The following is a 20,131-nucleotide window of genomic DNA, read 5'->3' as shown; positions in this document are numbered from 1 at the left end:
ATGCCGCCGCCTCGCCAAGGACTGGGAGGCCTCCATCGCATCCGCCGAAGCATGGCTCCTCATCGCCTCCATCAGGCGAATGACACGCCGCATCGCCAAGATCGAATTATGAGTCGGGCTCTCAGGAGTTGGGGACTCTGTCTCGGACGCGCTCTGCTTCAAGCCGTCGCTTCAATCGATCCAATGAAAAGCCGAGGGGGGGCAGATCGGCGATTGCCTGCCCCGTCCGTCAGAGCCGGACATATATCCGTCGCCGATCAAGGAACCAGGCGAGCATCCAGCAGGCCTGGGTGAATACCAACGCATAGACCAGCGAAGCCGTCTTGCCGCCAATCCACGCGAATCCGGTATCATAAACCCAGCGCAGCAGCGGCGTGGCGCCGATGTGCAGCGTCCACCCCATATTCATCGCCAGCTCGGCGACCATATAGACCACCAGCGCGTTCTTGCCGAAAAGCTCGAAATAGGCGGTTCCGGCGCGTACCGACCATCGATCGACGATCTGCACCATGGCCGCTAGCAGGACGACGTCGATACCGATGGTCAACAGCGTATAGCTGATCGACCATAGCTTCTTGTTGATCGGGATGCCGGTCTTCAACATCAGTGCGCCGAGCATCAGCGCCAGCCCGACGCCCGTCATCGCCAGCAAGTCGCGGGTCGCGATTCCTCCGCTGCTTCGGTTCGCACCGATCGCGGCGCGGTGGCGCAGGAAGCGGGTCGCAAGATACCCTGCGAGCAGGTTGACCGACGCCGGGATCGTGCCGAGCAAACCCTCGGGGTCGAACGGCGCGCCCTCGAGCTGATACAGGTGTCCCGCGCCCAGCAGGGCATAGTCGATGCGCGCCGCCGCATTGCCGGTCAGGCTGTGGTCGCCACCGAATTGCGCGACCAGCTCGGCCCCGATCAGCGCGGCCGCAGAATAGGCCAGCACACCCCGCCACGACACCCGATAGAGCAGTCCCGCCGCAATCAGATAGGCCAACGCGATACGCTGTAGCACGCCCATGATGCGGATCGTCTCAACCGGCTGGACGACGATATGGCCGTGAACGATCGTGAAGAAGGGGAAATTGGAAACCACCAACCCGCACAGGAAGATGCGCAGGCTGCGATTGCCGATCCGCCGGGCATAAGCCGCCGCGCCCTCGCGGGCATAACGCTCTGCGGTGAAGGCGAGGGAGGCACCGACCACGAACAGGAATGTCGGGAACACCGCATCGGTCAGGGTGAAGCCGTCCCACGCCGAATGCAGCAGCGGCGCGAAGGACAGGGTTTCGCTGAGCGACATGTTGACGACGATCATCAGCGCAACCGTCATGCCGCGTAGCACGTCGATGGCGCGATAGCGCGGGGCGGCGGCCGCGCTCACCGGCGCGTTCCGATCACGGGGGACAGGACCCGTTCCATCACGGCATAGCCCGCCGCGTTGGGATGGACGCCATCGCCGCTCAATCCCGGCCGCATCGCCCCTTGCCCGGTCGCCATCGGCGTGTAGAAATCGACAAGCTCCAATCCCTCGCGTGCGGCATAGTCGCGCAGCCAGCGATTATGCGCGACGATGCGAGCAGCGGGCCGGATCTCGGGCGCCCAGTGATAATGGTCGGTGGGCAGGATCGAGGCGAGGATCACCCGAATCCCACTGGCCCGCGCCTGTTCGACCATGGCGCGGATGTCGGCCCGCACCGCCTGGTCGGACACCGGGCCGCCATTGCCCGCAAAGTCGTTGGTCCCGCCCAGCAGGACAAGCGTTTCGGGATGAAGCGCAATCACGTCCTGCCCGAAACGAAGCCGCATCTGGGCCAGCGTCTGCCCGCTGATGCCACGATTGATATGCGCGGGATCGGAGAACAGCGTCTGGTGATCGCGGTCCCACCCCTGCGTGATCGAATCCCCCATGAACACGATTCGATGCGCCGCCGCACCGCGCGCGATCAGGTCCGCATCCTGCTGGCGATAGACTTCCAGCCCCGCTGGATCCGTCTGCGCATCCGCCATGGCCGGGGACGCCAGAAGCAGGGTAAGACTGGAGAGGGTGCAACGAACGCTCATGGTGTCTCCGGTGCGAAAGAAAGGTCGGAGGAACGGCTGGCACGACCGCTTGCGGAGAAGGCGGCGACCCGGATGATGCCCTTCGCGGCGATGGGCGAGGCGAATACTGGGCTGGAGGCGACCGGCACGGTGCCATCGGTCGTGTACCGTAGCGTCAGGCCGGGCAGCGCGCTGTTGGCCAGGACCTGGTCGCCCTGCACTAGGAGGCCGGGCGGGGGCACGCGCCATGCTACGCCTGGATGCGCGTGATCGAGCCGGGGCAGCAACCGCGTGCCTACCTGTGTCGCGAAGGTGGACCATGCCGCATCATAGGCCGTCGCGCGCGCGGGCCCGGTCAGGAAGACCCAATCCGGCACGGGCGCCCAGGCCCGCTCGGCCAATGCGTACAGGCGAGGCAGCAGCATATGGTCCAGCCGCCACGGCGCGCGCACCGTCTCGCTGAACAGCGTCGCCTCCAACCCGACAACATGATCGCGCCCGGTTGGCGACAACGCGGTCAACCCCGCCTTGTCCGTCTCCGGCATCGCCATCGGATCGAGCCGGTACACATCCTCCAGATCGACATAGCCCGCCCAGTCATGCCCCGGTTCGGACCGATCGCGCTGATAGGCCATGTCGAAATAATAGTTGGTTGCGGGCGACAGCACCACGTCATAGCCGCGATTGGCCAATCGATAGGCCAGATCCTCCGCCCCGCCCAGATTGTTCCAGACGTGCAGCGTCGCGATCCGTCCCAGGAAATGCGGATTGACCTCCTGATGCGGGCCATCGGGCGTCTGCGTCTTGCGCATGCCCATTTCCTCCCAGCCGGCCATACGGATACCGCGCCGGGCCAGGATCGCCGCCACATGGTCGTAGAAGGCGTCCCAGAGCTGGGTGGGATCGCGCCCCTGCGCGGTCGGCGATCCCCGCCACGCGCCGTTCGCCAGTTCGTCGCCGCCCATGTGCAGCGTGGTCAGCGGCTGACCCGCCAGCCGATGAAGCCGTGCAACCTCCGCCACCACGGTATCGATGAAATGATAGGTCGAGGGCAGCCCCGGATCGATCACATTGTCGTCATAGCCCTGCACCGAGTGATAGCGCGAGCGGTCGCGTGGGTCGGCCAGCCGATACGCCTCCGCCCCCGGCCGCCCCGATGCGGCAAGCCTGCGCGACCGCTCCGCCATCGCCTTGACCGCCGCGCGGGTATGGCCCGGCATCTCGATCTCGGGCAGCACGATGATGTGGCGCGCCTGCGCATGGCGCAGGATCGCGACATAATCCTCCGCCGTGTAGAATCCGCTGCCGTGCGGATCGCCGGCATCCGGTCCCGATCCATAAGAGGGGGGCAACATCGCCCCGTTCACAAAGCCTTGCCCCCGCCGTGCGCCCACCTGCGTCAGTTCGGGCAGCGCCGGGATCGCGAGCCGCCATCCCTCATCGTCGGTCAGATGCAGATGCAGCACATTGAGCTTGTTCTGCGCCATCAGGTCGAGGATCGCGAAGAGCCGTTCCTTTGCCTGGAAATTGCGCGCGACGTCGATCAGGAGCCCGCGATAGCCGAAGCGCGGCGCATCGGTGATCGACAGCGCGGGGAGGCCAAGCCCGCCCGCGCCACGCGGCGCCTCCGCAACGATCTGTGCCAGCGATTGCAGGCCGTAGAAAACGCCGGTAGGCGATGCGCCGGTCACGGTGATGCCTACCCCCGGCTCGATACGCAGTCGATAGGCCTCGGATGAGGTCTGCCCCTCGATCCGCCCGATGCGCAGGCGCAGCGCCGTCGCGCCGTCGCCATGCCCATCGGCGATCAGCGTCCGTGCGAACGCCGCTTCGGCCGCCAGCGTGGGGCCGGCTTCCACTGCCACGCGCCGAACCGACAGCGTCCCCGGCAACCGTTCAAAATTAAGCGGCGTGGGGAAAACCGGCGGCAGCGCCTCTGGTGCGACGGGGCGAAGCCGCGCATTGCGGGCATAGAGCGCCCCCGGATCGGCGACCGCGCCGCCCGCTGCCGATCCGGGGGCGGGCGCGTAATCGGTGATCGCGACGCCGCGATCGGGTGTCGCGTCATAGACCAGATAGGGACCGACCGGCCCCTTGTCGGGCAGCAGAGACCGATCGGCATGGCGCAGTGTCAACGTCACGCTCGCCCCCGGCGCCAGCATGGCCTGTGCCGTCACCGGACGCAGGCGGAACAACGGCCCCGCGACCTGCGTGACCTCTACGCCGTCCTCGGGATGGCCCTGCTCCAGCGGGGTGATCGCGCTGACATAGAGCGACCAGCCCGGGAGCGGCAGCGGCGCGGTGCCGGTGTTGCGCAGGGTCAGCGCCAAGCGGCCATGACCATCGCCGAGCGCCGCCTCCGACCACCGGATCTGCAGCGGCGGGGCTCCGGCGACCTCCGAAGACATCCCCGGCATGGCGGCGGCCAGAAGCCCCGCCGCCAGTCCCGTTGCGAGTCCCGCCGCCCGGACGATCGATCCGGTCCCGCCCCATCGCCGCTTTTGGTCCATCCCGGCTGCCCCCGTCATGCTGTCCGTATCGCCGTCAGAAGGTGTAGGAGACACCCAGCAGATATTGCGTCCCGAACTTGTGATATTGTTGCGGCGCGGTGCGACCATCGACCGTCTGGCTGGTCACATAGGGTTCGTCGTTGATGTTGTTGGCCTGCAGCGTGATCGCCAAGTCCTTCAGCGGACCGGCGGGTACGGTATAGCCAATCTGCGCGTCGATGATCCGTTCGGGCTGGATATTCTCGGTCACGAAGCGGAATGCGTTATGCCGCCGCGCCGAATAGCCCGAGCGGAAGCGCTGACCCAGCCGCAGCTGATAGCCGTTCTTTTCGTAATAGACCGCGCCCGACCAGACATCGCCCGAAAAGCCTTCGAGCAACGTGTTGAGGAACACGCCGTCCTTGTCGGTCTTGGGCGTCAGCCACGTCTTGGAATAGCTGCCCGTGATGCCGAACCCGTCGAGCCACCCGGTCAGCAGATTGCCTTCCAGCGTCCCGCTCACTTCCACGCCCCGGAGCAGGCCGCCGGCCGTGTTGGTCGGGGTGGTCAGCGTGCCGATCTGGCTGATCGGAATGACGTTGGACGAATTGGTATAGCCCGAGAAGTCGTACTGCACGTCCTTGGTCACGATGCCGCGCGTGATGTCCTTGTAGAAGGCCGCAACCGCGACATAGGAACTGCGCCCGATATAATGTTCGAGAGACAGGTCGAAGTCCCAGGACTGCCAGGGCTTCAGCTTGGGGTTGCCGCCATCGCCGTACCAGCGCCGGTCGGCTTGCGCGACAGAGGCGGTGATCCCGGCGCGCATGTCGCTCATCTCGGCCCGCGCCAGCGCCCGGGCCGCGCCGAAGCGCAGGAAGGTCGCATGCGCCAGTTCGGCGTTCAGGTTCAGGCTGGGCAGCACGTCGGTATAGCTGGTGCCGTCGCCGACCGGCGAGATGCCGCCCTCCGCATCGACATACAGGCCGCTGGCGCGTTGCCGCGTATGGATCACCTGCGCGCCCAGATTGCCGCGGATCGGCACCCAATGGTCGTCCTGAATGTCGAGTTTGACGAAGCCGGTCGTCACCTTTTCGTCGACCCCCCAATTCCACGACGGATCCTTGGGATTGGGAGCGCGGGTATAACCTTCGCCGTACAGCGCTTCGTCCGCCTGGAAATAGAGAACCTTGGGTACGCCCATGAAGCCCATGTCCACCTGCCGGGTACGCAGCGACGCCGGGATCACCTCGCAGGTCAGGCCGTTCAGGCAGGGGGTGCCGCTCGACAGGATGTAGCTGGTCTGGTCATAGGCCAGCGTCTTGGTGCGATGGCTGTAGAGCACGCCCACCTCGACAGCGCTGAAGATGCCCAGCCGGAACTCGCCACGTGCCGACACGCGGCCGGTCTCCACCTTGTCGTTGACATGGGCGAGCGACACCAGGCCGCCCATATTCTCGCCCCATACGCTGGCCAGCGACATGGCCGATGTGCTGCCCAGGTCGACGCTTGGCTTGGCCTGGCCGAACCGGTCATAGGTGGTCGGCAACAGCACTTCGAGCGACATCGGCGTCGCCGACATCAGATAGGCTTCGCCCACCCATTCGCGCCGATTGGCCTTGGACACGCCGAGGCTGCCCGCAAAGGTCCAGTTGCCGGTGCTGTAGCTGTTGCTCCAACTGACTGCGTTGATCTCGTCGTCGCGATCGTCCTGTCGCATGGTCAGGATCGGGCTGGCATTGTCGACGCGGATGCGGTCATTCTCCATCTGCACCACCGGGATGCTGCCCGAGGCCCAGTTGGCGAGCACGCCGATCATCTCATCGCCGCGCATCCGCTGGGTGAAGCGCGAATGGAACAGGTCGATCTTGCTGGAGAAATGATCGTCGGGCGCGAATTGCAGCACGCCCAGCAACCCGTCGCGCACCGTCTTGGTCGACGCGACGCCAGTTTCGAAACCGCTGAAGGTGTAGTTGTCGCCCAGTCCGTCGACGCCCAGCTGCGTGCCGGTGCCATAGTCCCACAGGTTGAAATATTTCTTCTTGTTGGGACTGTCGAGCCGGGCATAGCCGACCGCCACGCCGATCGTATCATTGGCGAACTGGTCGACATAGGACACGCTGATCCGGCTGCCATAGCCCTTGGTGCCGGGCAGCACCGAACCCATCGAATTGCCTTCGTATCGTGCGCTGGCGTTGATCCGCCGCTCCTTGAAATCGAGCGGCCGCAATGTGTGGATATCGATCGTCCCTGAAAGACCCATCGCACCCAGCGAGGCGTCCGGCGTCTTGTAGAGGACGGCCGAACTGACCAGTTCGGCGGGAAATTGGTCATATTCGAAGCTGCGATCATCGCCGGTCGACACCATCTCCTGCCCGTTGAACAGGGTCATGCCGAATTTGGGTGCCATGCCGCGGATCGACAGTACCTGCGCGCGGCCATCGACCCGCTGCGCCGCGACACCGGGCAGGCGGGCGAGCGATTCCGCGATGCTGACGCCGGGCAGCTTGCCGATATCCTCGGCGCTGACGACCTCGACGATCTCGTTCGACTTACGCTTGGCCCCGATCGATTTTTCCAGGCTGGCACGGATGCCGGTGACGACGATATCCGTGCTGGGCGCGGCATCTGCCTGATCGCCTTCCGGCTTTTGATCTGACGCTTCCGACGCCTGCTGCGCAATTGCGTTTGAACAGATCAAAGGCTGCGCCAAAATCGCCGCAATGACCGGCAACGCCGTCTGTCCCAACCATGCCTTGCACCCCCGAATACTGTTATCCACTATCACGGCCCCCCCTGGTTTAAAGACATTTGTTTCTATATTGGTAGCATTTAAGTCATTAAATTATCAATGGGGGAAGTACCAATAAAATGCCTATGCCGATCAATGGGATGCTGAAACGGCCGCCATGGCCCGATGCGGCACAGAATGTCATGCAGGCCCTGCTCTCCGCGCATCGGGAAGGCCACACCGATGCCGCCTTGTGGCGAAGACTGCGCGGCGCTGCGGTTGCGCTGAGCGACGGTGGAGATGCCGAGCTTCGGGCCTATGGCCGCGTCGCGGAGGCCGCCGCGTGGCCCCTCGCCACGGCGAAAGCGGGGCTGGTCGAGATGATGCAGGCGATCTGCCAGCTCCGGGCCGCACAGGTGATGAAGGCGACCGGATGGACGGAAGAAGACGAGCAGGCGGCCGTTGCCATCTTGACCCACATCGCGGCAGGCGACGGTATGACCCCGCCCGAGCGCGAGGAGATACTGGCTCTCTTCATGGCGGCAAACCCGGCCCTGGAAAAACGGTTCTCGGTCAATCTGACGGCCACCAACGCGGCCTTCAGCGCCTTCAGGGCGGAGGTGGCGGCCTGGATCGATGGCGCATCCCGGTAGCGGGGTTGCTTGGCCGTCACAGCAAAAGCGACAAGGCCAGGACGATGGACAGCGCGGTGACCGAAATGATCGTTTCGCAGACTGTCCAGCTCCGAACCGTGTCGAGCACGGTCATCCCGAAATACTCCTTCATCAGCCAGAAGCCGCCATCATTGACATGGCTGAATACCACCGACCCCGCACCGGTGGCGATGACGAGCAATTCGGGACGGACGGTCGAGACGGCGGCGATCGGGGCGACAATGCCCGCGGCCGTCGCCATCGCGACCGTGGCGGAGCCGGTGGCGATGCGGATCACCGCGGCGATGAGCCATGCAAGGATCAGTACCGGCACATGCCACTGACCGGCGACCGCCACGATCGCGGCTGACGCGCCGCTGTCGGTCAATATGCGGCCAAAGCCCGCACCTACCCCGACGACGAGGGTGATCATCGCGGTGGGCGCCAGGCACTCGTTGGTGAAACGCTGGATCGTGTCGAGGCTCATCCCGCGTGCCAGGCCCAGCGTCCAGTAACTGGCCAGCACGGCCGTCAACAGCGCGACCACCGGCGAACCGATGAATTGCAGGAAGGGATGGAGCGACGATCCCGCACTGCCGACCAGCATCAGCATGATGGGTATCAGCAGCGTGGCGACCGTGATCCCGAATCCCGGCGGCGACGCCGGGGGCGTTCGCTCGCGGGACATGGGGGGCGGCATCGCCTGGCCCATCCGGGGAATGATCAGCCGCGCATAGAGGGGGCCGGCGATGGCGGCCGTGGGGACGCCGACGATGATCGCAAGCAGGACGGTCAGGCCGATATCGGCGTGATAGGCCTCGGTCGCGAGCATCGCCGCCGGGTGAGGGGGGACCATGGCGTGCACCACCGACAGCCCCGCGGCCATCGGCAGGCCCAGACGCAACGGATGCTGATGCAACCGCGACACGACGACCAGGATGAGCGGGACCAGCAGCACGAACCCGACCTCGAAGAAGACCGGCAGCCCGACGATCAGCGCGATCGTCATCGCCGCCCAGTCCGCCCGGTGCGGGCCGAAAGCACTGATGACGGTATCGGCTATCCGATCCGCCCCGCCGGACTCGATCATCATCTTGCCCAGGATCGTGCCCAGCCCGACAACCAGGGCGATATGGCCGAGCGCACCGCCGACCCCGGCCTCGAACCCCTTGACGATCGCCCCGGCGGGGATGCCCGCGACCAGGGCAAGGCCCAGCGACACGAGGATCAGCGCGATGAACGGACTCAATCGGACCCACACGATCAGCAGGATCAGGATTGCGACGGCTGCCGCCGCCTCGACCAACAGCAGTGCGCCTGGCGTCATTCAGGGCTTCTTCCAGGCAACGCAGTCCACCTCGACCTTGCAATCGACGACCATCTGCGAGACGACACAGGCCCGTGCCGGTGGGTTCGCGCCGAAATATTCCTTGAAGATGCGGTTGAACGACATGAAGTCGCGGGCATCGTCTAGCCAGACCCCGCAGCGCACGACATGCTCGGGACCATATCCGGCCTCTTCCAGGATTTTCAGGACGTTGCGGATCGCCTGATGCGTCTGAGGGATGATGCCGCCATCGATCACCTCGCCATCGACCATCGGCACCTGGCCCGATACGTAGAGCCAGCCATCGGCCTGCACCGCGCGCGCGAAGGGCAGATGCTGTCCGCCGGTTCCGCTGCCGCCCTCGACGCCGAAGCGCTTGATGCCATCAGTCATTGCTCGATACTTCCTTCTGGTTGAAATGTTGCGGAGCGCTCCCGCGGCGCAGCATCCGCCCGCCGCGCGCGCCGGTGACGATGCCATGCTCCAGCGTCGCGATGCCGTTGACCCAGACGCCGACCACCCCGTCGGCGGGTTGCTGCGGGTCGTCATAGCTTGCCTGATCGGCGATCCGCTCGGGATTGAACAGCACCAGGTCAGCCGCCATGCCCGGGCGGATATAGCCCCGATCGGCCAGCCCCAGGCGATCGGCGGTAAGGCCGGTCATCTTGCGGACCGCGATCGGCAATGTCAGCAGGCCGCGCTCGCGGACGTAATGGGCGATGACGCGCGGGAAGCTGCCCCATAGCCGGGGATGAGGACGCGGGTCGCAGGGCAGCCCGTCCGAGCCGACCATGGTCAGCCGGTGCGCCAGGATGCGGTCGACATCGCGTTCGTCCATGCAGTGATAGACCGCCCCGGCGGGTTGAAGACGCCGCGCCGCGTCGACCGGATCGACGCCCCAGCCTTCGGCGATGTCCTTCAGCATCCGACCGGCCTGTTCGGGTTCCGGGTCGGACCAGCTGATCATGATGGGCGTTTCCGGCACCACCTGCCGCAGATCGAGCGTCGAGGAACTGGCGGTATAGGGATAACAGTCGCAACCGACGGGCTGCGTTCCTGCCGCATGGTCGAGCCGGTCGAGGATTTCCCCGCTGCGCCCATATTGGCTCGCGCCCGCGCATTTGAGGTGCGACACGACCAGCGGCGCGGCGGCGTCCCGTGCGATCGCCACCGCTTCGTCGATCGCGTCCAGGATGGCGGCGCCTTCGCTGCGCAGATGGGTGCAATAGAGGGCACCGGTCTCGCGCAGCGCCTCGGCGACCGTCATCACCTCCTGCGTCGATGCGCTTCCGGCATTGGCATAGGCCAGGCCGGTCGAGAAACCGAAGGCCCCCGAGGCGAGAGCGTCGGCCAGATCGGCACGCATGGCCAGTCGCTCGGCCTCGGTCGCGTCACGGTCGAGCCGATCGAGGTGGCGCGCGCGGAGCGCGGTATGGCCGACCAGCGCGATGACATTGGTGGCGGGCCCGGCCGCCTCGACCGCCTCCGCATAGGCAGCGAAGCTGTCGTAGCGAAAGGCCTCGGGCGCGCCGAGCAGGACCATGGGATCGGGGAGCGTGGAGCCGGTGGCGCGGCCGGTCCCCGCGCTGATCCCGCAATTGCCGACGACGACGGTGGTGACGCCCTGGGTAATCTTCGGCAGCATCGCGGGCGCGGTGATCGCCACCAAGTCGTCATGGGTGTGCACATCGATGAAGCCAGGCGCGAGCGCCAGACCGCGCCCGTCGATCGCGCCATCGGGCAGGACACCGGACGCGGGATCGACCGCCGCGATCCTTTCCCCCTGGATCGTCACATCGGCCAAATAACCGGGGCCGCCGGATCCGTCGTAGATCGTCGCACTCGCGATGATTATCTCCGTCATGCTGCGCCTTTCGTGGACCCGAACGTCATTGTTGGTAGACCGCCCGAAACCGTAAGCGGGCGACGATATCAGGAGAATGAGAGTGAGCGCGCAGGCTATGGAATTGAACAAGGGCGTGGGGATGGCGGGGCAGCCCTGGAACCTGCTCGCCGGTGACGTGCCCTGGCCTGCCGCCGTGCTGAGCGAGTCGCGCATGGCGCACAATCTGGCCTGGATGCGCCGCTTCATCGATGCCTATGGCCTGGCGCTGGCCCCGCATGGCAAGACCACGATGGCACCCGCGCTGTTCCGGCGCCAGATCGCGGCGGGGGCCTGGGGCGTCACGGTCGCGACCGTTCAGCAGGCGCAGGTCGCCGTCGCGCATGGCGTGGAGCATATCCTGATCGCCAATCAGGTGGTCGGTGCCGCCAATACCGCGCTGCTGGCCGAACTGGCGGTGCGCCCCGAACTGGATGTGATGTGCCTTATCGACAGCCCGGCGGGTATCGATCTGCTGGGCCGGGCCTGTCGCACGCGCGGCGCCAGGCTCGACGTGCTGGTGGAGCTGGCGCCGGAGCCGGATCAGCCCGGGCTGCGGACGGGTGTGCGGACCGAGGCCCAGCTTGCGGCCGTGCTCGACGCGCTGGTCCCGTGGCAGGGCGAGCTGCGACTGGCGGGGGTCGAGTTCTACGAAGGCGTTTTGCCCGATGAGGGCGAGGTGCGCCGTTTCGTGCGACGCGCCGTGACCGTGGCGGCGCGCCTGGTCGCCGAGGGGCGTGTCGAACGCGCGCCCGCCATCCTGACCGGTGCGGGTTCGGCCTGGTACGACATCGTCGCCGAGGAAAGCGCGGCGGCGGTCCGCGATGGCTCGATCCAGGTGCTGCTGCGCCCCGGCTGTTATATCAGCCATGACGACGGTCTGTACCGGGTCGCGCAGGAGGGGATCCTGCGCCGCAATGCGGTCGCGCCGCGACTGGGCGAGCCGCTCCTCCCGGCGTTGCGCATCTGGGCGGCGGTGCAGTCCATTCCCGATCCGGCGCGCGCGGTGGTGGCGATGGGCAAGCGCGACGTGGCCTTCGACGCCGGCCTGCCGCGTCCCGCCACCCTGTTCCGCCCCGGACGCGACACCCGCCCCGGCGATGCACCCGGGCATTGGGAAGTGACGGGTTTGATGGACCAGCACGCCTATCTTGCCATCACGCCGGGGGACGATCTGGCGGTGGGCGATGTGCTGGCGTTCGATATCTCGCATCCATGCCTGACCTTTGACAAATGGCGCTGCATTCTGGTCGCCGACGACGACCACCGGGTGATCGACGTCATCGAAACCTTCTTCTGAAGCCTGACCTATCGGGTCAGCAGTCCGATCTCCGCGATGGCGAGGCGCGTCTCGCCATTCGCGGTCCGGGGGAAGGCGATCTCGATATAGCGCCCGCGATGCGGGCGACCGAAGACCAGACGCTGCGGCGCCTGGTTGGCGGCGATGTTGGAGAATTCCCCCGTCTCCTGGACCGGACCGGACAGAGCCGGTTCGTCGCCGATCCGCACCGTCCAGGCCGCCGGGTCTCCCGCGCCCTGTGGTGCGTGCCAGCCGGGCTTCAGGACGAAGCCGCGCATCGTCACGCTGCGTCCCAGGTCGATCGTCACCGAACAGGGCTTGCCGTCCGCGCCGACCAGCGGCGCGATCCAGTCGGTACGGTTGAGTTCATCGATCAGCCTCTCGGCCTGGGGTGCGCTGGCGCGCAAAATTTTCCAGTCGCTCTTGCGGATATCGAAGTCGCGCCGCCCGACGGTGCTGACCGCGTTGCTCGCCAGATGGATACCGATCGCCTGGACCGTCCCGCCATCGGGCAGGGGGAAGGGGGCGGTGTAGCGCGGCGAGGCGGCGGTGGGCGTGCTGCCGTCGATCGTATAGGCGATCGCCTGACCCGGCGCATCGCTGGTCAGTGTCACCAGTCCCTCCCGGTCGCGCAGGATGTGTGGCGGTTCGAGGAGGAGGGGGGCGAGATAGACGCCGAACTCGGTGATCGCGGGGACCGCGGCGGCCGCGACGATCCGCAGGCGGACGTGGCGGGCGGAGACGGGCGCGTCGAGCCGGATGACGCGTTGCGATCCGATCCCCTGCCTGGCGATGATCTCGCGCCAGCCGCCGGCCTGGGCGATATCGATCGCGAACCGATCTACACGCAGGCCCAGTGGCAGATGCTCGGCAAGGCGGATCACGTCGAAGGTCTTGGCCGCCCCCAGGTCCACCGTCAGCATCGGGGTCGTGGCCCCATCGGCGCTCGCCCAGAAGCTGTCCGGCTTGCCATCGAGGACATGGGCGGCCGGATGGCCGCGCCGCGCCGTGCTGGCCGAGGCGGTGGCACTGCGCGCGAGGTCGGTGGCGTACATGTCCCGCACGGCCTTGCCGAACGTGGCGAGATTGCCGACATCCTCGTCCGTGATCCGCCCGCGTGTATCGGGTGCGAGGTTCAGGAGAAGCCCCGCGCTGCGCCCGACCGTGTCGAAATAGATCTTCATCAGATTGGCCGGACTGCGGCTCTGGCCATCCTCATAGGCGTGCCAGAACCAGCCATAGCGGGTCGAGACATCGGCCTCCGCCGGCCACCAGACCGATCCGCCCCGCACGCCCGAATTGCCCTTTTCGGGGGTGAAGCCCTTGTCGTCCATCGTCGCCCAGCATGGATCGCCTGCTTCGCCCTCTTCGTTGCCGACCCATCGCAGGTCCGCGCCGACGGGGTCGAAGGTGCAGGCCATCGGCTGAAGCTCGCGTACGAAGTCGATGATCGACGGCCAGTCGTAATAGGGGACCGCGTCGATCTTCCGCATCTCTCGCGCACCGCCATAATAGCCATCGCCGCCATTCGCGCCGTCGAAGAACACTTCGTAGATCGGGCCATAGTGCGTCAGCAGCTCGCGCAACTGGTTGCGGAAGAAGGTGATATAGGCCGGGCGACCATAGTCCGCATGGTTGCGGTCCCAGGGCGACAGATAGATGCCGAATTTCACGCCCTGGCGGCGACAGGCCTCGGCCAGCTCACCGACGATGTCGCCCTTGCCGTTCTTGTAGGGACTGTTCTTGATGCTGTGCTCGGTAAAGGCGCTGGGCCAGAGGCAGAAGCCATCATGATGCTTGGCGGTGATGATCAGGCCGCGCAGATTGGCCGCCCGGGCCGCCGCCACGATCTGGTCGGCGTCGAAGGCCTTCGGGTTGAAGATGGCGGGGTTCTCGTCGCCATAACCCCATTCGCGATCGGTGAAGGTGTTGATCGTGAAGTGGACGAAGGCGTTCTGCTCCATGCGATGCCACGCCAGCTGCCGCGCCGAGGGCGTCGCGCCATGGGGTCTGAGGGCGGCGGCGGAGGGCATGGCGATTGCGCGTCCCGGAAGGGTCAGGGCCGCAGCGGTAAAGGTGATGGCGTCACGCCGCGAGGGGCACAGGGGGACACTCACTGGCGTTCCTTCATGATCAACTGCACCGTGTCGATGCCGTAGAGGGGGCCGCCGACCGGCGGCGCGATCGTCAGGCACAGGTCGTTCTCCGACAGGGCGTTCGGCAACGGCGCGGAGAGGGTGAAGCGGTTCGACGTGGCGGCGGGATCGGGCAGGGGCATTGTCGCCAGGATGCGCCCCTCGCAGCCCCCCTCATGCACCATCAGCGTGCCATAATGGCCCGGGCTGTAGCGCCACACAACCTGTTCGCTCTGGGATTGGCGCAAGGCGAAGTTGCGGGGCAGGCGGCCGATCGCGACCGTGATCCCATCGACCTGATCGAGCGGTGCGGCCTTGTACGTCCAGCAGGGATTGAAGATGTTCATGCTGTAGGCGGGGCCGTTGCCGGTCGCATCGGGGGTTAGTGGTAAACGCAACAGGATGCCGGGGCCTGGGCAGGTCGTCAGCTCCGCGCTTGATCGCCTCAGCAGAGCGTTTGGTGCGGTGTCGAAGGTCCGGGTGGCGGCAAGGGGGCGTCCATCCGGGGCGAAGTCGGTGGCGCGGACGACGGTTCCCGTCGGCACCGTCACGGGACCTTCATAAGCCGGAGAATGCGAGCCCGGCGTGCTGCCGTCGATCGTATAGCGGATGGTGCCATAGGGGGCCTGGCGCGTCATGGCGACCGACAGCGTCCTTTTGCGCAGTGCCGCCCCGATCCCGCCGGCCACCGCGAAATCCACGGCAAAGGCGCTGTCCGCGACGGCGATGCCCTGTCGTTGATAGCGGTTGATCTGCGGATCGAGCCGGGTCAGGAAATCCGGCCAGTCGCGTGCGCCGACAGGCGACCAGGTCATTTCCGCCAGCGCCGCGAGGCGGGGGAACAACGCATGTTCGCGCTGTTCGGGGGTGACCATATATTCGGCCCAAAGATTGGCCTGCGCGCCCAGGACATGATGCGCCTTCGACGCCTCGATCGCCCCCGGCAGCGGATCATAGGCATAGACATCGGCCAGCGTCTGGAACTTCATCCGGCCGGGTGGCTCGTCGCCGCGCGCGCTTTGCAGATTGTCGAGATAGAGGACGGGGCCGGGCGACAGCACCACGTCATGGCCCATATTTGCCGCCTCGATCGCGCCCTTTTCGCCTCGCCACGACATGACCGACGCGGAGGCGGGCAGGCCGCCCTCCAATATCTCGTCCCAGCCGATCAGGCGACGGCCATGGCGGGCGAGGTGGCGACCGAGTTGTTCGACGAACCAGCTTTGCAGATGCTGCTCGTCGGCGATCCCCAGCGCGCGCATCCGGGCCTGCACGGCCGGAGACGCCTGCCACTGGTCCTTCAGCGCTTCGTCGCCGCCGATATGGATATAGGACGAGGGGAAGATCGCCATCACCTCGTCCAGGACGTTTCGGACGAAATCGAGGCTGGGGTCGGTGACGTCGAAGAGATAGGGATTGATCCCCCAGTCGCCGGACACGGGCGGACGATCGCCCAGCACGCCGACTTCGGGATAGGCCGCGATCGCGGCCTGGGCATGGCCGGGCAGGTCGATCTCCGGCACGATCGTCACCGCCCGCGCGGCGGCATAGGCGACCAGTTCGCGAAGCTCGTCCTGCGTATAGAAGCCGCCATAGCGGTCGGTACCGGCGCCGCGCCATGCCCCGATCCGGGTGAGTTCGGGATAGCGCTTGATCTCGATCCGCCAGCCCTGGTCGTCGGTCAGGTGCAGTTGCAGCCGGTTGAGCTTGGCCTGCGCCATCACGTCGATGACGCGCTTGATCGACGGGATCGGCTGCATATGCCGCGCCACGTCGAGCATGACGCCGCGCCAGGCGAAGCGGGGGGAATCCTCGATCGTCATGGCGTCGACGCTGACCCCCGTGCCGAACCGGGCATCGGGGGTCAGCAACTCCGCCAGGGTCATCGCCCCATAGAATAATCCGGCATCACTCGCCGCCCGGATCTGGATGCCGGTCGGCGTAACGTCGAGCCGATATCCTTCGTCCCCGGCCGAGGCGGGCTCGGATCGCTCGAAACGGATCGTTCCGTCTCCGCCCTCCACCACGTTCAGGGAAAGGCCGCGCGTGCGGGCGACGATCTCCGCGACCCGCCGCGCGGCATTCATCGCACCGGCATCGCCCGCCGGTACGACGATGCGCGCGCCCGCATCGATGCGGATGCGACCGGTGCCCATCGCCAGATGGGCAGGGCGCGGTAGCACCGGCACGACGGGGCCGGCGGCGGTCAGCATCACCGCCGCCAGCGCGAGGAAACCGCGCATGGCCGCATTCTGTCGCCCTTGCGGACGCTCGGGCGACAGGCCGGTCATCAGAAGCGCGTCGTCGCGGAGATCGAAATCTGCCGCCCGAGCGTATCGTAGCGCTGCGGGATCGTGTTGCCGCGCGACAGGGCATAGTCATAGGTGTTGGTCATGATCGGCTGCTGACGGTCGAAGATATTGTTGACCGCCGCCGCCAGGGTCAGGCGCTTGGCGATGTTGAAGGCCAGCGCGAGGTCGAAATAGTTATAGGGCGCGATCCGGGTGAAATCCGACACCGCGGTCGCCGGTTTCGAATTGGGACCGCCATTCTGCCCCGCTGTCGTCCCGTCGATATACCGCCAGGCGAGCGAGGCGGAGAAGAGCTGCCCTTCCGAGGAATAGGTCGCCCGGACGTTATGGACCCAGCGCGGCGCAGGCTGCGAACAGGATCCGCCGAAATAGCCGACGCAATTGGTCCGCGGCTGATTGACGGCGGTCTGGCCGCCCTGATCGGTGGTCAGCGTGCCGTTCATCAGCAGGTCGACCTTGCCGGCCTTCTCGCCCAGCGGGACCGAATATTGCGCCTGGAAGTCATAACCGCTGGCGAACAGGCGATAGGCGTTCAGGTTGCCGCCCTGAATATAGCCCGCCGTGCTGCTGGTGCTCGTCAGCTGATAGGTCGTCGGGTCGCGCACGAGGCGGCTGCAATAATAGGGATCGCTGGTGATCGCGCAGCCATCGACCGCGAAGCTGGCGCCCAGATAGCTGATGACGTTGTTGACCTGGATCTTGTAGCGATCGACCGACAGGCTGAGACGCGGGATGAAGCGCGGGGTGAACACGAAGCCGAAGGTCGTGGTCCGTGCATCCTCGGGGCTGATCGGCACGCCGTTGTTCCGCTGGCGACAGACATCGTCGATGCAGCGGATGCTTCCGGGGATGCCGGCGGCGATGCCATTGCCATAAAGACTGTCGGGCAGGCCGGTCAGTCGGCATGCCTCGCGGCTGGCACGTGGGGCGACACCGTTGATGCTGGCGCAAGGATCGACGATCGTCGCATTCTGGAAGCCCACCGTCTGGTTCGCCTCGCGCAGGCCGGGCGCGCGGGCGGCGCGGTTGCGGCCGAAGCGGAAGGTGATGTCCTCGCTCGGCGAATAGACTGCCTCTACCTTCCAGGTGTTGAACGTCTCGGGACTGGTGCTGTACTTCGACAGGCGATAGCCGCCATTGACCTGCAACAGCTTGATCAGCGTGACATTCTGCACCAGCGGAAGCTGGGCTTCGACATTGCCTTCGACGACGTCCTGTGTCGCAAAACGGTCGGGAACGCCGCCATAGACCTCGATGAAGCGGGCATTCTGAAGCCCGCGCTCCTCCTGCTTGCGATATTCCGCGCCGAACGCCAGCGCGAGGCCTTGTTCGGCGAAAGGCGAGCGGATGCCGTAACGGGTCAGGTCCGTTGTCAGATTGGCGGTGACGTCATAGAATTTCGCGCGCAGATCGCTGACGCCCAGGCCTTCGTTGAACAGATAGTTGCTGAGCGCCGCGCTGCCGGGGTTGTTGGCGACGAACACGTTGAGCGGCACGCAGGACGGATCGGTGCCGTTGACCACCGACCGACAGGTGGGCACGCCGTTCACGTTCACGATGTCGAGTGCGCGATTGACCTTGGCCGTGACCGGATTGCCGCCGGGCTGCCAGAGCTGGCGGCTCTCGTCATAGACACCGCCGACATCGTAGTGCCAGCCTTCCGCGATCTCGCCCCGGATCGAGGCGTTGATCCGCGTCTCGGTGTTGGTGAAGGTCTCCTTGTCGCGGTCGCCCGCCAGGCCGGGGAAGCCATATTGGACGCCCAGCGGCGCATAGACCGACGTCCCCGCGCGCGTGCCGCAGATGGTCTGCGCCTGCGACGCCGAGAGGAAGGGGTTGTCGCAATTGACCTGATAGCTGCCCTGGACATAGGGGCCGTAGAGCAGGTTGGCCGACTTGTCGCGCAGGTGCATCACGCCGATCGAAATCTCGGCAGCAGGCGACGCCTTGTAGTTGATGAACCCACCGGCATTATACCGCTCATAGCCGCGTGCGGCCAGTCGATCGCCCTGATTGGCATAGCCCGGAATGGTCGAGGCGGGCGCGAAGACGCCCGGGCTGCCGGTGACGTTGGAATAGCTGGCGCCGTTCGCGGTCAGCGTTCCGTTGGGTGAGGCTGCGGTGACGCCACAGATCAGGTTGTTGACTCGCAGCGGATTGCCGGTGTCGCGGCGAAGCTGGCATCCCGACGCGTCGCGGTCGCGGAACAGGATTCCATCGGCCGTGCGATAAGTCCCGTAGACCGAGATGTTCAGCCGGTCGTCGAGGAAATTATGGCCATAGGTCGCGCTCAAATCGGCGCGGCCGCCGCCATTTGTCAGGCCGCGGGGCGTGGTGATGCCGTAACGCTGCGCGACGGGTGTGGAGACATTGTCGCGATTGAGGTGATTGTAGAAACTGTAATTGGCCGACAGTTGCAACCCGGTGAAATCGCGCTTGATGACATAGTTCACCACGCCCGCAATCGCGTCCGAGCCATAGACCGACGACGCACCACCGGTCAGCAGGTCGATACGCTCGACCAGCGACACGGGGATCAGGTTGATGTCGACCGATTCCGTACCGGCGATGCGCTGTCCGTTGATCAGCGACAAGGTACGGTTGAAGTCGAGACCGCGCAGCTTGACGCCCCGTTGCCGGCCGTTGCTCTGCTGATAATTCTGCTGCGCATCCGGCTGGACCTGGCCCAGGCGGTTGGTCACCTCTTCCAGATTGACCGCGCCCTGCGCCTTGATCTCCGACGCGGTGATCGTGGTGATCGGGCTGGCGGACTTCAGGTTGGGACGGACGATGCGGGTGCCGGTGACGATGACTTCGCCGCCTCCATTGGCCTGGGGCGGGGCTTCACCGGACATCACGGCGTCGCGCTGCTGGTCGTTCAGGGCGCTCTGGTCGACGCTATGCATCCCGGCGGGGCTCAACCCGGCGGAGCGGGCCGCCACGACATAGACGCCCTGCTGGGTCCGCGAGGCGCTGAAACCGCTGTCGTGCAACAACCGATCCAGGGCGACGGTCGCGGGCATGGTGCCGGAGACTGCTGGTGAACGACGGTCGGCGAACCTGTTCTCGTCGAAGACGATCTGGATCCGGGCCTGATGGGCCAGGGTGCGCAGCGCCTGCCCCAGCGGCTGCGGACGGACATCGACCTTGACCACGCTTTGCTGGGCCATGGCGGGTGTGGCCGTCCATCCGGCCGTCACCATCAGCGTCGCCAGGGCCATCGCGCTTGCACGCGACGCAATGGGACCAAATCCACTCCTGTTTATCATAT

Annotated in this window: 12 protein-coding genes and 1 pseudogene; 3 read left to right on the top strand and 10 right to left on the bottom strand. The window is 66.1% G+C overall.

The genetic code is table 11. The annotated features are described in order from the left end of the window. Positions 1–112: pseudogene (locus ABDV78_RS15960) on the top strand (IS5/IS1182 family transposase); the annotation flags it as partial. A 117-nt stretch (positions 113–229) separates the two neighbouring features. On the opposite strand, the gene ABDV78_RS15955 reads toward ABDV78_RS15960, so the two are convergent. Genes ABDV78_RS15955 through ABDV78_RS15940 form a run of 4 tightly spaced genes read right to left on the bottom strand, consistent with a single transcriptional unit; the run spans position 230 to position 7,221 of the window. Then, positions 230–1,372 (bottom strand): heparan-alpha-glucosaminide N-acetyltransferase domain-containing protein, encoded by a 1,143-nt coding sequence (locus ABDV78_RS15955; protein WP_343528439.1) that lies wholly within the window; start codon positions 1,370–1,372, stop codon positions 230–232. Beyond that, complete coding sequence (locus ABDV78_RS15950; RefSeq protein ID WP_343528438.1) at positions 1,369–2,052, bottom strand: GDSL-type esterase/lipase family protein; 684 nt, start codon at positions 2,050–2,052, stop codon at positions 1,369–1,371. The genes ABDV78_RS15955 and ABDV78_RS15950 overlap by 4 nt, the downstream gene beginning before the upstream one ends. Next, entirely contained in the window at positions 2,049–4,541 is a 2,493-nt protein-coding gene (locus ABDV78_RS15945) for a family 20 glycosylhydrolase (protein WP_343528436.1), read from the bottom strand. The genes ABDV78_RS15950 and ABDV78_RS15945 overlap by 4 nt, the downstream gene beginning before the upstream one ends. A 34-nt stretch (positions 4,542–4,575) precedes the next feature. Continuing rightward, positions 4,576–7,221: a TonB-dependent receptor gene (locus ABDV78_RS15940; RefSeq protein WP_343528434.1), complete on the bottom strand. Its 2,646-nt coding sequence runs from the start codon at positions 7,219–7,221 to the stop codon at positions 4,576–4,578. 233 nt (positions 7,222–7,454) lie between these two features. Between ABDV78_RS15940 and ABDV78_RS15935 the strand changes: the two genes are divergently transcribed. Beyond that, positions 7,455–7,904 (top strand): hypothetical protein, encoded by a 450-nt coding sequence (locus ABDV78_RS15935; RefSeq protein ID WP_343528432.1) that lies wholly within the window; start codon positions 7,455–7,457, stop codon positions 7,902–7,904. Between the two features lie 16 nt (positions 7,905–7,920). Here the strand turns inward: ABDV78_RS15935 and ABDV78_RS15930 are convergent, their stop codons facing one another. From ABDV78_RS15930 to ABDV78_RS15920, 3 genes are read right to left on the bottom strand one after another with little or no spacing between them, the layout of a single operon-like run. Then, a complete protein-coding gene (locus ABDV78_RS15930; protein WP_343528430.1) occupies positions 7,921–9,231 on the bottom strand; it encodes a gluconate:H+ symporter in 1,311 nt (436 codons plus the stop codon). Beyond that, positions 9,232–9,624 carry a RidA family protein gene (locus ABDV78_RS15925; protein WP_343528429.1) on the bottom strand — a complete coding sequence of 131 codons (393 nt, stop codon included), beginning with the start codon at positions 9,622–9,624 and terminating at the stop codon, positions 9,232–9,234. After that, on the bottom strand, positions 9,617–11,095 hold the full coding sequence (locus tag ABDV78_RS15920; protein ID WP_343528428.1) for a D-aminoacylase: 1,479 nt from the start codon (positions 11,093–11,095) through the stop codon (positions 9,617–9,619). Before ABDV78_RS15920 ends, ABDV78_RS15925 begins: the two co-directional genes overlap by 8 nt. An 82-nt stretch (positions 11,096–11,177) precedes the next feature. Between ABDV78_RS15920 and ABDV78_RS15915 the strand changes: the two genes are divergently transcribed. Then, the gene (locus ABDV78_RS15915; protein WP_343528427.1) at positions 11,178–12,413 is read left to right on the top strand and encodes an amino acid deaminase; all 1,236 of its coding nucleotides are present in this window, start codon (positions 11,178–11,180) and stop codon (positions 12,411–12,413) included. An 8-nt stretch (positions 12,414–12,421) separates the two neighbouring features. Here the strand turns inward: ABDV78_RS15915 and ABDV78_RS15910 are convergent, their stop codons facing one another. Genes ABDV78_RS15910 through ABDV78_RS15900 form a run of 3 tightly spaced genes read right to left on the bottom strand, consistent with a single transcriptional unit; the run spans position 12,422 to position 20,081 of the window. Continuing rightward, complete coding sequence (locus ABDV78_RS15910) at positions 12,422–14,530, bottom strand: alpha-L-fucosidase (RefSeq protein WP_343528426.1); 2,109 nt, start codon at positions 14,528–14,530, stop codon at positions 12,422–12,424. Continuing rightward, on the bottom strand, positions 14,527–16,839 hold the full coding sequence (locus tag ABDV78_RS15905) for a family 20 glycosylhydrolase (RefSeq protein WP_343528425.1): 2,313 nt from the start codon (positions 16,837–16,839) through the stop codon (positions 14,527–14,529). The genes ABDV78_RS15910 and ABDV78_RS15905 overlap by 4 nt, the downstream gene beginning before the upstream one ends. Further along, entirely contained in the window at positions 16,839–20,081 is a 3,243-nt protein-coding gene (locus tag ABDV78_RS15900; protein WP_343528424.1) for a TonB-dependent receptor, read from the bottom strand. Before ABDV78_RS15900 ends, ABDV78_RS15905 begins: the two co-directional genes overlap by 1 nt. Between the last annotated feature and the right edge of the window lie 50 nt (positions 20,082–20,131).

The sequence above is a fragment of the Sphingomonas sp. genome, from assembly GCF_039594485.1.
GTDB lineage: Bacteria > Pseudomonadota > Alphaproteobacteria > Sphingomonadales > Sphingomonadaceae > Sphingomonas.
Note: the sequence above shows the minus strand (reverse complement) of the source record. Positions and strands in the feature narration are given on the sequence as shown.

Bases quoted from the DNA above. Each gene is read 5' to 3' on its own strand.
- ABDV78_RS15950 (WP_343528438.1), bottom strand. From the start codon at position 2,052: ATGAGCGTTCGTTGCACCCTCTCCAGTCTTACCCTGCTTCTGGCGTCC.
- ABDV78_RS15945 (WP_343528436.1), bottom strand. From the start codon at position 4,541: ATGGACCAAAAGCGGCGATGGGGCGGGACCGGATCGATCGTCCGGGCG.
- ABDV78_RS15935 (WP_343528432.1), top strand. From the start codon at position 7,455: ATGCAGGCCCTGCTCTCCGCGCATCGGGAAGGCCACACCGATGCCGCC.
- ABDV78_RS15930 (WP_343528430.1), bottom strand. From the start codon at position 9,231: ATGACGCCAGGCGCACTGCTGTTGGTCGAGGCGGCGGCAGCCGTCGCA.
- ABDV78_RS15925 (WP_343528429.1), bottom strand. From the start codon at position 9,624: ATGACTGATGGCATCAAGCGCTTCGGCGTCGAGGGCGGCAGCGGAACC.
- ABDV78_RS15920 (WP_343528428.1), bottom strand. From the start codon at position 11,095: ATGACGGAGATAATCATCGCGAGTGCGACGATCTACGACGGATCCGGC.
- ABDV78_RS15905 (WP_343528425.1), bottom strand. From the start codon at position 16,839: ATGACCGGCCTGTCGCCCGAGCGTCCGCAAGGGCGACAGAATGCGGCC.
- ABDV78_RS15900 (WP_343528424.1), bottom strand. From the start codon at position 20,081: ATGGCCCTGGCGACGCTGATGGTGACGGCCGGATGGACGGCCACACCC.